Genomic DNA, 13,161 nt, shown 5'->3' with positions numbered 1-13,161 from the left:
GGAGGCCAGGAGATGGAGATCAAAGTAAAAGCAGTGGCAGGTACTCTTGAATCGAGTGATATGTACGTAATAATTGAGCCAAATGCTACAGGAATTGAATTAGAAATTGAAAGCGTTGTAATGGGACAATACGGAGATGACGTTAGAAGAGTAATTTTAGAAAGCTTAGAAGAGCTTGGAGTTACTTCAGCTAAAGTTTTAGTTAATGATAAAGGGGCTATTGAGCCAGTAATCAAAAGCAGAATCCAGACAGTTGTTACAAGAGCAGCTCAACAAAAATTCACTTGGAAGTAGGAGGAAAAAAATGAAATTAAGACGTTCGATGCTTTTTATTCCAGGAAATAATCCAGGAGTAATAAAAGATGTACATATATATAGACCAGATTCAATAATGTTTGACTTAGAGGATGCAATTGCTGTAACAGAAAAGGATTCAGCTAGATTTTTAGTTTACAATATGTTACAAAAAATGAGACCAGTATATAAGAGTTTAAATATAGAAACTGTTGTAAGAATCAATGCTTTAGATACAGAGTATGGAGTAGAGGACTTAGAATTTATTGTAAGAGCTCAGCCAGATATCATAAGAATACCTAAAACAGATACACCAAAAGATGTTTTAGATGTTGAGGCTCATGTAGAAAGAATTGAAAAAGAAGCTGGAATTCCAGTTGGAACAACAAAGTTAATGGTAGCTATAGAGAGTCCTTTAGGAGCTTTAAATGCTTACCAAATTGCAACTTCTTCAAAGAGACTAGTAGGAATGGCTATTGGTGGAGAGGACTATGTAACTAACTTAAAAACAAATAGATCTCCAGAAGGTGTAGAGTTGTTTACAGGAAGAGGATTAATAGTAATGGCAGCTAGAGCAGCAGGAATAGACGCTTTAGATTCTGTTTACTCAGATGTAAATAATGATGAAGGATTTATAAAAGAAGCAACAATGATTAAGCAGATGGGATTCTCAGGAAAATCATTAATTCACCCAAGACAGATTGAGTTACTTCATAAAGTATATACTCCTTCAGATATTGATATAAAGAAAGCTAAGAAAATTGTAGATGCAACAAGAGAAGCTTTAGAGCAAAATAAAGGTGTATTTACAGTGGATGGTAAAATGGTAGATAAGCCAATTATTGAAAGAGCTGAACATGTTTTAAGACTAGCAAAGGCAGCTGGGGTAAGATTAGGAGGAGACGAGTAATATGATAAATAAAAGAGTTGACGAAAATCTTTTAAAAACAATAAAAGGTTACGGAGAAAGAAAAGCATATAAAGCTCCATTTACTAATCAACCTGAAGGATCTGTTAATGAAAATACAGAATCTTTAAAAGGTGCTATAAAGAGAACTAAAGTTGTAGATTCTTTAGAAGAAGCTATAAGAAATTCAGGATTAAAAGATGGAATGACTATATCTTTCCACCACCACTTTAGAAATGGTGATAAAGTTTTACCAATGGTTTTAGATAAATTAGCTGAGATGGGATTCAAAAACCTAAGAGTAGAAGCTAGTTCATTTACTAAAGCTCATGAAGGAATTGTAAAGCATATTAAAGCTGGTGTAGTAAATAGATTAGGTTCAAGTGGATTAAGAGGAGATTTAGCAAAAGAGATATCTAATGGAATGTTAGGGGATTACCCAGCAGTTATAAGATCTCACGGAGGAAGAGCAAGAGCTATTGTTGAAGGAGATATAAAAATAGATGTAGCGTTCTTAGGAGCATCATCATCAGATTGCATGGGAAATGCTAACGGAGTAAAAGGAAAATCACTTTGTGGATCATTAGGGTATGCAAAGGTAGACGCAGCTCATGCTGATAAAGTAATCATAATAACAGATACTTTAGTTGACTATCCAAATAGCCCAATGAGTATTCCACAAACACAAGTTGATTATGTTGTAGTAGTTGACGAGATTGGAGATCCAAATGGAATAATGTCTGGAGCTACAAGATTTACATCAAATCCAAAAGAGTTATTAATGGCTAAAAAAGTTTTAGATGTAATGTTAGCATCAGGATACTTTAATGATGGTTTCTCTATGCAAACAGGTTCAGGAGGAGCTTCATTAGCAGTAACAAGATTTATAAGAGAAGAGTTATTAAAAAGAAATATAAAGTGTAGCTTTGGTTTAGGGGGAATAACAAAAGCTTTCGTTGACTTATTAGAAGAGGGACTAATGGGACAGCTTTATGATACACAATGTTTTGACTTAGCAGCAGTTGAATCAATAGGAAGAAATGAAAAGCACGTAGAAGTAAGTGCTGATTTCTATGCAAATCCATTTAACTGTTCACCAGCTGTAAATAAGTTAGACTTTGTTATCTTAAGTGCTTTAGAAGTAGATAAGGATTTTAATGTTAACGTTATATCAGGTTCAGATGGAGTTATTAGAGAAGCTTCAGGAGGACACTCTGATACAGCAGCAGCAGCAAATGTATCAATTATAGTTGCTCCATTAACAAGAGGAAGAATACCTACAATAATTGATAAAGTAACAACTGTAGTTACTCCAGGAAGTACAGTTGATGTAGTTGTAACAGACTATGGAGTAGTTGTAAATCCAACTAGAACTGACTTATTAGAAAGATTCCAAAAAGCTGGAATTGAGCTAGTAACTATGGAGAAATTAAGAGAATTAGCAAACTTTATTGTTGGAGAGCCAAAAGAGATAGAGTTTGAAGATCAAGTTGTAGCTGTTGTTGAATATAGAGACGGTAGCATAATTGATGTTGTTAGAAAAATAAAAAGATAATAGGGTATAGAAATCAAAATTCAAAAAACATATATAAATTAAAGAAATAAGGGGAGAAAAATGGCACAAAAAAATTTCAAAGAACTGTTTGATCCAAGACAGTCAAAGTGGAGCGGATTATCAATTCAGATGTTCCTAGGTTTATTAGCAATAGTTGCATTAACTGTGTATGTACCTTTTGGTGGAAAAGAAGCAGCTTTTTTAAGAGGTAACTTTCTAGTAATATTCGGTATATTAGCAGTATTTGGTATCTTATTTGGAGAAATTGGTGATAGAATTCCAATATGGAATGACTACATTGGTGGAGGAACAGTTCTAGTATTCTTTGCATCGGCAGTAATGGGTACTTATAATTTAGTTCCAGCAAAAGTTTTAAAAGCAATTGATGTTTTCTATGGTGAGCAACCAGTAAACTTCTTGGAGTTATTTATTCCAGCTTTAATAGTTGGTTCAGTTTTAACAGTAAATAGAAAAACACTTCTTCAATCAATAGCTGGTTATATTCCATTAATTTTAATTGGAGTAGCTGGAGCTACATTAGGTGGAGTAGGAGCTGGACTTTTATTTGGAAAAGAGCCTTTAGATATTATCATGAACTATGTTTTACCTATAATGGGTGGAGGAACTGGAGCAGGAGCTATTCCTATGTCAGAGATGTGGGCTCAAAAAACTGGTGGAAATCCAAAAGATTGGTTTGCATTTGCAATTTCAATTTTAACAATAGCTAACGTTATAGCTATATTTACAGGAGCATTCTTAAAAGAACTTGGAAAGAAACATCCAGGATTAACAGGAAATGGAAATTTAATATTAGATGATACTAAAGAAGCTGTAAAAGAGGAAGCAGGACCTAAAGTTGTAGTTACTGCAAAAGATATCGCATCAGCGTTCATTTTCATCGGAGTATTATTTATGTTCTCACATATATCAGGAGTAATTTGGACTTCATTAAAGTTCCCATTTGAAATGCATAGATTAGCATTCTTAGTAATTTACTCTATCATTTTAAATATATTAAACGTTGTTCCTGCAGCATTAAAAGCTGGAGCAAAAGAGATTCAAGCGTACTTCTCTAAATATACAATTTGGGTATTAATGGGAGCAGTAGGATTTGGAACAGATGTACAGGAGATTATAAACTCTTTATCTATAGCTAACTTAGTAATCGCTTTAGCAATCGTTTTAGGAGCAGTAATATTAATTATGTTAGCGTCTAAAAAGATGAAATTCTATCCAGTAGAAGCAGCTATTACAGCAGGATTATGTATGGCTAATAGAGGAGGATCTGGAGATATCGCAGTTCTTGGAGCAGCAGATAGAATGGAACTTATTTCTTTCGCACAAATCTCTTCAAGAGTAGGAGGAGCAATGATGCTTATCCTAGGATCTATGGTATTTGGATTCTTTGCATAATTTAGCTCTTAGTTAATTTAATTTACATACATTAAAAGAGGTTGGAGTAATCCAATCTCTTTTTCTTTTAATTTGAAATAAATAATGTATAATAAAGATAAAATGAAGAAGAATCAGGAGGCGTATATGTTTAGAAAAGATATTCCAAAATTTTTAATAGAGAATAAAAATAGTGTAGTATATATAGGGTCTTCTAATAAAAATATAGATATTTATTTTGAAAATCTAATTGATCAAAACGAAATAGATTTAATTGAACTTTCAAATATACAAGAGGAAGATGATTATTATAAAGTAAACTATCAACTTTTAGAAAGTTTAAAAAGTAATAAAAAATTAATAATTTTAACATCTTTAGAAGGACTTTTAACAGAATACTCTTTAAATAGTGATATCTTAACTTTAACACTAGGAACTGGAATAACGAGAAAAAGTCTTATAGAGCTTTTAGAGAAAAACGGATATAAGAAAAATTATTTAGTAGAAAAAAGAATGGAATTTTCAGTTAGAGGAGATATTGTGGATATATTTCCTTTAAATGGAGAAAATCCAATTAGAATAGAGTACTTTGGAGATGAAATTGATAGAATAACATATTTTTCTATTTTTGATCAAAAAAGTTTTGAAAAAATAAGCAGAATAAATATGTATATAAACAAAAATAATTTATTAAAAATAGATTTTATAAAGCTCTTAGAAAAATTAAAAGAGAATAGAGTATGTGATATTTATTTAGAAAATTCTGAAATATTAAATTATAAATTAGAAGAAGCTATAGTAAGAGAAAGAGATAAAGAACAACAAATAAGAGAGTTGTACGAAAAAATAGAGAGAGTTTCTAAAAAAATAGATGTAATTAAAAGTGAAGGAGACACTGAAAGAGTAAAGTCTTTAAATAAAAAAGATGGAATAAAATATGAAAATATCTCTCAGATAAGAGAGGGAGATTATATTATTCATGAAAACTATGGTGTTGGAATTTATTTAGGAATTCAAGAGATTGATGGAAAGGATTACTTGGCGATAAGATATGCAGATGAAGATAGACTTTTTGTTCCTATTGAAGGATTAAATAAAATAGAACGATTTTTAGTATCAACTGGAAAAACCCCAGAATTGTATAACTTAGGAAGAAGAGGATTTAAAAGAAGAAGAGAAAAATTAGAAGAGGATATGCTTAAATTTGCGAAAGAGATTGTAGAGATTCAAGCTAGAAGAGCTCTTCGTACAGGTTATAAATTTTCTCCAGACACAGTTTGGCAAGAGGAGTTTGAAGAGAAGTTTCCATACATAGAAACTAGAGATCAAAAGAATGCTATAAAAGATGTTAAAAGAGATATGGAGTCCTCAAAAGTTATGGATAGAATTGTGTGTGGAGATGTAGGATATGGAAAGACAGAAGTAGCTATAAGAGCAGCATTTAAATGTGTTATGGATGGAAAACAAGTTTTAATAGTAGCACCAACAACAGTTTTAGCTCAACAACACTATGATAGATTTGTAGAAAGGTATGAAGATTATCCAATAACACTTGAACTATTAAGCCGATTAAGTGGAGATAAAGAACAAAAAGAGATAATAAAAAAGGTTGAAAATGGAAGTGTAGATATTGTTATTGGAACTCATAGAGTTTTATCTGGAGACCTAAAGTTTAAAAATTTAGGACTTATTATAGTTGATGAGGAACAAAAATTTGGAGTAAAAGATAAAGAAAAACTAAAAAAAATGAAAAATAATGTAGATATGTTAACTTTGACAGCAACTCCTATTCCGAGAACTTTAAATTATGCGTTATTGGGAATTAGAGATATATCTGTTATAGAAACTGCCCCTGAGGGAAGAGTTCCTGTAGAAACTAGTTTTATAAATGATAATAAGAAAGATATTAGAGAATCTATTATGAAAGAGATAGCACGAGAAGGACAAGTTTTTTATATATTTAATAGAGTTAAAAGAATAGAGGATAAATTAAATGATTTAAAGAAAATTTTACCTAAATTTGTAACTATAGATTATATTCATGGAAAAATGACTCCTAAAAATATAAAAGAGAAGTTAAAAAAATTTCAAGATGGAGATATTGATATTTTATTGAGTACTACAATTATAGAAAATGGAATTGATATAGAGAATGCAAATACCATTTTAATAGAAGGAATTGATAAATTAGGACTTTCTCAAGTTTATCAACTGCGTGGAAGAGTGGGGAGAGGAAAAAGAAAAGGTTATTGTTATTTAATAGTTGATAAGGAAAAGAAGCTAGGTAAAAAAGCTTCAGAGAGAAAAGAAACTTTAAAAGATATAGGAGAGTTTGGAGGAGGTTTTAAACTTTCTTTAGAAGATATGAGAATAAGAGGAGCAGGTGAAATACTGGGAGATAAGCAACATGGTGCCTTAGAAACTTTTGGATATAATCTATATACAAAATTATTACAAGAGGAAATAGCTAAAGTAAAAGGAGATTATAAAGAGGATTTTGAAACAAAAATTATTTTGAAAGAGGATTCGTATATTCCAAGAGATTATATAGAGGGAGATGAAAGATTAATAATCTATAGAAGATTAGTTGATACAAGGGATTTAGAAAAACTGTCAGAGATAAAAGCAGAATTAATAGATAGATTTGGTGAACTCCCTAAAGAAGTAGTAAGTTTATTAAGATATTTAGAGATAAAAATATTGGCTAAAGATTTAAAAATTGAAGAAATAGTAGAAAAAGATGAAGAGTATTTCTTAAAATTTAATAATGATTATGTAAATTTTGAAAAATTAATGAAGCTAATTGAGGAAAAAAAAGCTAGATATTCTCAAAAAGAGGGTGGATTATATTATTTTGAAGATATTTTAAAATTTTTATATTGGTATAAGGGAGATGATGATTTAAATGAAAAAGTTTGATGAATTTGTAGAAATTATAAAAAAATTAAGAGAACCAAATGGTTGTCCTTGGGATAGAGAGCAAACTTTAGAAAGTTTAAAGCCTCATTTATTAGAAGAAACATATGAAGTTTTAGAAGCTATGGATGAGGGAGGAGAAAAGCTAAAAGGTGAGTTAGGAGACCTGTTACTTCAAGTAGTTTTTCAATCTAATATATGTGAAGAAAAAGGTGAATTTAAAATAGAAGATGTCATTGATGGTATCTCAGAAAAAATGATAAGAAGACATCCGCATGTTTTTGGAAATGGGATAGATGTAAAGACATCAGATGAAGTTTTAATTAATTGGGAAAAAATAAAAAAAGATGAAAAAGAGCATGCAGAAAGAATCTCTATTTTAGATGGAGTTCCAAAGGGAATGTCAGCACTTTTAAGAGCTGAAAAACTTCAAAAAAAAGCATCTAAGGTAGGATTTGACTGGCCTGAAATTCATGGAGTTATAGATAAAGTAGAAGAAGAGATAGATGAATTGAGAGATGAAGTTATGGTTGGAGATGAGAAAAAAGCTAGAGAAGAGCTAGGAGATTTATTCTTTGCTTTAGTTAATTTATCTAGGCATTTAGGAATAAATCCTGAGCTTTGTTTAAATGAAGCGTCTAATAAATTCGAGAGACGTTTTAGGTATGTTGAAAAGAATTGTAATGTGGAAGAAGCAACTCTTGAGGAGATGGATAGAGTTTGGGAAGAGGCTAAAAAATAAAAATATTTTTTAGAACTATTGACATATGAAAAAAATAAGGTATATATAATATTACGAAAAAGGAAGTGGCAAGATGAGATTAGACAAGTTTTTAAAAGTAAGTAGAATAATAAAAAGAAGACCAGTTGCTAAAATAGTAGTTGATGGTGGGAAAGCAAAATTAAATGGTAAGGTAGCAAAAGCTAGTACTGAAGTTAAAGTTGGAATGGAATTAGAGCTTGAGTATTATAATAAATATTTTAAATTTAAAATATTGGAGGTACCAGAAGGAAATGTAGCTAAGAGCAAAACATCTGAATTAGTAGAATTACTAGATAGTAAGGGTATAGTTATTGATTTAGATGGTGAGGAGGATATATTTTAATGAAAATATTTAATCTTCAATCAAATGCTAAAATAAATATTGGTTTAAATATAGTTGGTGTCTTAGAAAATGGATATCATCTTTTAGATATGACTATGATACCGATTGATTTATGTGATAATTTAATAATAAAAGTTGAAGATAAAAGTGGTGATTTAAAAATAAAAACAAATAAAAAGGATATTCCAGTAGATTCAAGTAATATTCTTTATAAAATATATATAAAATTTTATGAAAAAGTAAAATTAGCTCCTTTAAGTATGGAAGTTTTTTTAGAAAAGATTATTCCACATCAAGCAGGATTAGGTGGTGGGAGTTCCAATGGAGCGATATTTTTAAATTTTTTAAATAAATTTCATGGTAATATCTTATCTTTTGGAGAGTTGGTAGAATTAGGGAAAAGTATAGGAGCAGATATTCCTTTTTTTATACTAAATAAACCTTCAAGAGTTCAAGGAATAGGTGAAAAACTACAAGAAATTGAAAATAATTTAAAAGTTTCTTTGGTTATAATTAAACCTCCTTTTGGAGTATCTACAGTTGAAGCTTATAAACAAATGAAAAATATAGATAATCCTAGAAAATCAAATATAGATAATATAATACAAGGTTTGAAGGAAAATGATTTATCATTAGTTGAAGAATATATTGAAAATAATTTAGAAGAAGCACTGTTAAAATCAGATAAAAATTTGATTGAGTTTAGAAATAAACTAAAAGAAGTAGAAGAGTTAAAGTTTTTTATGTCAGGAAGTGGAAGTGCATTTTATGCATTTTTAATAGAGGATATTGATGAGAAAATTAGTAAACTAAGACACAGATTTAACGATTGCGAGATATTTCTTTGCAATTTTAAATAAAACTACTAAATCATAAGGAAGGTGCATTTAGAATGAGAATTACAGATGTAAGATTGAGAACAGTGAAAAATGAAAACGAACTTAAGTTAAAAGCTTATGCAGATGTTACTTTTGAAGAATGTTTTGTAATTCATGGATTAAAAGTAATTGATGGTCAAAAAGGAATGTTTGTTGCTATGCCTTCAAGAAAAATGCCTGATGGAGAATACAAGGATATAGCTCACCCGATAACACCTGAACTTAGAAAGGATATAACAGATTCTGTTATAGCTAAGTATAAAGAGGTTATGTCGCAGGAAATAACACCAATAGAAGTAGTAGAAGAAGAAATTGTAGAAGAATAAAAAATCGTTGACAATGTCAAAAAAAAATGATATTATTTTATTGATGTTGGGGTGTCGCCAAGCGGTAAGGCAACGGACTTTGACTCCGTCATGCGTTGGTTCGAATCCAGCCACCCCAGCCATTTAAAATAGTATTTAACGGGAACTTATATGTTCCTGTTTTTTTTATATTTTTATAAAAATAATAAATCCCTCTTTTAGAAAAACCTAGAAGAGGGATTTGTTATTTTATAATTCGCAATAATTTTTAGCTATTTCAGAAGCCAGTTTAGCATTATTGAAAACTAATTGAATATTAGATTCTAAACTCTTTCCTTTTGTAATATCTTTAACTTTAGCAAGTAGGAATGGAGTACTATCTTTTCCTTTGATACCTTTTTCTTCAGCCTCAGCAACAGCGTTGTTGATAGCATTAGTAATTGTATCAAAATCCATAGCAAACTCTTCAGGAATTGGATTTGCAATAACAACTCCTCCTTTTAAGTTAACATCCCATTTAGCCTTTAAAGTTTTAGCAATCTGCTCAGGTGTATCCATTTTATAATCTACTTTAAATCCACTTTTTCTAGTATAGAAAGCGGGTAATTCTTTTGTTTGGTAACCTAGAACAGGAACACCTTTTGTTTCTAAGAATTCAAGTGTTAAACCAATATCAAGAATTGATTTAGCTCCAGCACAAACAACAGCTACATCAGTCATAGCTAACTCTTCTAAATCAGCAGAGATGTCCATTGTTGTTTCAGCTCCTCTATGAACTCCACCAATACCTCCTGTAGCAAATACTTTAATACCAGCAAGAGCTGCAATAATCATAGTAGATGCAACAGTTGTAGCACCATCATCTTCAGAAGCTAATATAGCAGGAATATCTCTTCTACTAGCTTTAGTAACTTCTAATCCTTTTTTTCCTAAGTAATCAACCTCTTCTTTACTTAAACCAACTTTAAGTTTTCCATTTAGAATAGCGATAGTGGCAGGTACAGCACCATTTTCTCTAACAATTTCTTCAACTTTTAAAGCAGTCTCAACATTTTGTGGATAAGGCATACCGTGAGATATTATAGTTGACTCAAGAGCAACAACTGGTTTGTTATTTTCTAATGCTTCCCTAACTTCTTTTGAAATTTCTAAATATTTTGCTAAATTCATAAATTTTCCTCCTTGATTCTATTAATATTTTCTAAAGACATGTTATCACTTATTGTTTTTTCACTTGAAATAGCTATTGCAGCACATGCAATACCATTTTTACAACTTTCAATAATATCTAAATTTTCTAAGTAACTATAGGCGATTCCAGACATAAAAGCATCACCAGCACCAGTAGTATTTATAACTTTTGTTCTAAATGGTTTCATATGACCGCATATTTCTCCATTAGAGTAGAACACGCCTTTTTCACCTAAAGAGATAAAAACTTGCTTAACTCCTTTTTGAATGAAGAAATTAGCACATTCTTGTAATGAAGTTTGATCTATAATACTTATGCCAGAAAGTGTTTCAGCTTCAAGTTGATTAGGCTTTATAGTGTGGAATTTTCCAATAAATTCTTTTATTTTTAAAGCTTTAGTTGTAGAAACACAATCTAAAAATAATGGAATTGAAAAATTATTAACTATATATTCAATAGTTTCTTTTGGTATATTAGTGTCAATTATACATAGCTTTGATTCATCTAAAATCTCTTTCTTAGATTTAATAAAATCTATCGAAAGGTTATCATAGAGATCCATAGCTGATATAGCTAGTTTCATATCATTATTATCATCTAAAATTGATATATAAGTTGATGTTGGTGAATTTGGAATTGTTAAGGAGTTAGATATATTTATTCCTAAAGACTTACAATTTCTTTTAATTTCTTCACCGTTAAAATCATCACCTAATACTGTTATTAGTTCAACATCTTGATTTAATCTTGATAAATTATCTGCAATATTTCTTCCAACTCCACCAAAAGATGTGCTAACTTTCCCAGGATTAGAATCGTAGTCTTTTAAAGATGAATAAGATTGAGCTGAAATATCAATATTAGTTCCACCAATAACAGAAACGAAAGATTTTTTTTGTATAATATATCCTTTTCCAATTATTTTACCTTTTTTTATTAAGTTAGAAATATGTACTGCAACAGATGAACGAGCAATATCAGCTTTTTCTGCTAATTCAGATTGAGATATAAAAGGATTTTCTTCAATCCACTTTAAAATTTCTTTTTCTCTGTTGGTCATAAACACCTCCGTTTAAACAAATGTTTATATACATAAACTTTTGTTTAAATATTATCATTGAAGTATTGAAAAGTCAATGATTTATATATAAAAAAATTGATTTTTAATGGAAAAAATATTAAAATTTTAATAGAGAGTTAAAAGGGGTGATAGATTGGATAATTTTAAAGGGAATAGAAGCAAAAAGATTTGGCTTCTAACAGAAGTAGTAGCAGGAATACTTTTTGCTATGTTTGTTTATTTTGTTTTAAGAGGGAAAGAAAATGTATTAGCAGGATTTATAAGAATTCTGACATCTCCAACGGTATTGATAACTGATTTTTTAGTTATTGGTGGAATGGGAGCGACATTTTTAAACGCTTTTTTAATTTTTATATTTAACTATACTTTAATGAGGCTTCTAGGAACTCCGTTAAATGGTATAGCAATAGCATCATTTTTTACAGTATTTGGATTTTCCTTTTTTGGAAAAAATATTTTAAATATTTTACCATTTTATGTTGGTGGAATTCTTTACTCAAAGTATGAGCACATAGACTTTAAAGATATTTTAGTAACAATATCTTTTACAAGTGCACTAGCTCCATTTATAAGTGAAGTTGCTTTTAATATTCATGTATTAAGTGAATATGCATATATAAATGCAATTGTTTTAGGTATTGTAATTGGATTTATTGTAACACCATTAGCTAAAAAAATGGCAGGATTTCATGAAGGATTCAATCTTTATAATCTAGGATTTACTGGAGGAATATTAGGAGCTGTAATAGCTTCAGTTTTAAAGCTTTACCAATTTGTTGTTGTTCCTCAAAGAATAATTTCAACAGAACACGATTTAGAACTAAAAGTTATATCTAGTGGAGTGTTTTTATCATTAATATTTATAGGTTACTACATAAATAATAAAAGTTTTTCAGGGTATAAGACATTATTAAAAGATACGGGATTAAAAAGTGATTTTGTTATAAAATATGGATATGGACTTACTTTTATAAATATGGGAATTATGGGGTTTGTAGCTATGATGTATCCAATTTTATTAGGTCAAACTTTAAATGGTCCTTTATTAGCAGGAATATTAACAATAGTTGGATTCTCAGCTTATGGAAAAACAATTTTAAATATAACTCCGATACTATTTGGTGTATTTTTAGGAAAGTTTGGAAGTACTACAGATGGCTTTACAATAGCTTTATCAGGGTTATTTGGAACTTCTTTAGCTCCAATTGCAGGTGTGTATGGACCTATATGGGGAGTTGTAGCAGGAATGTTACATATAGCTGTAGTCCAAAGTATTGGTGTAATTCATGGAGGACTTAATCTTTATAATAATGGATTTTCAGCTGGAATTATAGCTGGTTTCTTATTACCAATAATAAATACAACTAAAGAAAGTGTAAATAAAAGAAGAGCTAAATATCTTCAAAGACAAAAAGCGTTGCATGATTTAATTAGAAAAACAGAGGATAATCTTAATGAAAAATGGTAGACTAAAAAAAGTTTTTAAAAATAAAAAAATAAATCATTGACGAAGTTTAAAATTTATGGTACTATAA

12 protein-coding genes and 1 tRNA gene are annotated in these 13,161 nt (G+C 29.8%); 11 read left to right on the top strand and 2 right to left on the bottom strand.

Annotation, left to right across the window (positions count from 1 at the left end; all coding sequences use genetic code 11):
- Positions 1–12 precede the first annotated feature (12 nt).
- The 10 genes from citD (at position 13) to HMPREF0202_RS04675 (ending at position 9,496) form a co-directional block, all read left to right on the top strand.
- A complete protein-coding gene (gene citD, locus HMPREF0202_RS04720; protein WP_023049999.1) occupies positions 13–294 on the top strand; it encodes a citrate lyase acyl carrier protein in 282 nt (93 codons plus the stop codon).
- A 10-nt stretch (positions 295–304) separates the two neighbouring features.
- Positions 305–1,204, top strand: a complete 900-nt coding sequence (locus HMPREF0202_RS04715) for an aldolase/citrate lyase family protein (RefSeq protein WP_040406397.1) — start codon at positions 305–307, stop codon at positions 1,202–1,204.
- A gap of 1 nt (position 1,205) precedes the next feature.
- Positions 1,206–2,756, top strand: coding sequence for a citrate lyase subunit alpha (gene citF, locus HMPREF0202_RS04710; protein ID WP_023049997.1), 1,551 nt, complete (start codon positions 1,206–1,208; stop codon positions 2,754–2,756).
- Between the two features lie 60 nt (positions 2,757–2,816).
- Entirely contained in the window at positions 2,817–4,169 is a 1,353-nt protein-coding gene (locus HMPREF0202_RS04705; protein WP_023049996.1) for a 2-hydroxycarboxylate transporter family protein, read from the top strand.
- A gap of 126 nt (positions 4,170–4,295) precedes the next feature.
- Positions 4,296–7,067: a transcription-repair coupling factor gene (gene mfd, locus HMPREF0202_RS04700; protein WP_051364128.1), complete on the top strand. Its 2,772-nt coding sequence runs from the start codon at positions 4,296–4,298 to the stop codon at positions 7,065–7,067.
- Entirely contained in the window at positions 7,054–7,806 is a 753-nt protein-coding gene (mazG, locus tag HMPREF0202_RS04695; RefSeq protein WP_023049994.1) for a nucleoside triphosphate pyrophosphohydrolase, read from the top strand. Before mfd ends, mazG begins: the two co-directional genes overlap by 14 nt.
- 73 nt (positions 7,807–7,879) lie before the next feature.
- Positions 7,880–8,170, top strand: a complete 291-nt coding sequence (locus tag HMPREF0202_RS04690; protein WP_023049993.1) for an RNA-binding S4 domain-containing protein — start codon at positions 7,880–7,882, stop codon at positions 8,168–8,170.
- Positions 8,170–9,030 carry a 4-(cytidine 5'-diphospho)-2-C-methyl-D-erythritol kinase gene (gene ispE, locus HMPREF0202_RS04685; protein ID WP_023049992.1) on the top strand — a complete coding sequence of 287 codons (861 nt, stop codon included), beginning with the start codon at positions 8,170–8,172 and terminating at the stop codon, positions 9,028–9,030. The genes HMPREF0202_RS04690 and ispE overlap by 1 nt, the downstream gene beginning before the upstream one ends.
- 32 nt (positions 9,031–9,062) lie before the next feature.
- Positions 9,063–9,374 (top strand): septation regulator SpoVG, encoded by a 312-nt coding sequence (gene spoVG / locus HMPREF0202_RS04680; protein ID WP_023049991.1) that lies wholly within the window; start codon positions 9,063–9,065, stop codon positions 9,372–9,374.
- 47 nt (positions 9,375–9,421) lie between these two features.
- Positions 9,422–9,496: transfer RNA gene (locus HMPREF0202_RS04675), tRNA-Gln, on the top strand.
- Positions 9,497–9,602: 106 nt separating this feature from the next.
- On the opposite strand, the gene HMPREF0202_RS04670 is transcribed toward HMPREF0202_RS04675, so the two are convergent.
- Both HMPREF0202_RS04670 and HMPREF0202_RS04665 read right to left on the bottom strand, forming a co-directional pair.
- The gene (locus tag HMPREF0202_RS04670) at positions 9,603–10,523 is read right to left on the bottom strand and encodes a pseudouridine-5'-phosphate glycosidase (protein WP_023049990.1); all 921 of its coding nucleotides are present in this window, start codon (positions 10,521–10,523) and stop codon (positions 9,603–9,605) included.
- On the bottom strand, positions 10,520–11,605 hold the full coding sequence (locus HMPREF0202_RS04665; RefSeq protein ID WP_023049989.1) for a carbohydrate kinase: 1,086 nt from the start codon (positions 11,603–11,605) through the stop codon (positions 10,520–10,522). Before HMPREF0202_RS04665 ends, HMPREF0202_RS04670 begins: the two co-directional genes overlap by 4 nt.
- A 154-nt stretch (positions 11,606–11,759) precedes the next feature.
- Here HMPREF0202_RS04665 and HMPREF0202_RS04660 point away from each other — a divergent pair, with 154 nt between their 5' ends.
- Complete coding sequence (locus HMPREF0202_RS04660) at positions 11,760–13,094, top strand: DUF1576 domain-containing protein (protein ID WP_023049988.1); 1,335 nt, start codon at positions 11,760–11,762, stop codon at positions 13,092–13,094.
- Positions 13,095–13,161 lie beyond the last annotated feature (67 nt).

It is taken from the genome of Cetobacterium somerae ATCC BAA-474 (assembly GCF_000479045.1).
GTDB lineage: Bacteria > Fusobacteriota > Fusobacteriia > Fusobacteriales > Fusobacteriaceae > Cetobacterium_A > Cetobacterium_A somerae.
The sequence above is the reverse complement of the archived record's forward strand: the minus strand, read 5'-3'. Positions and strand labels throughout refer to the sequence as shown.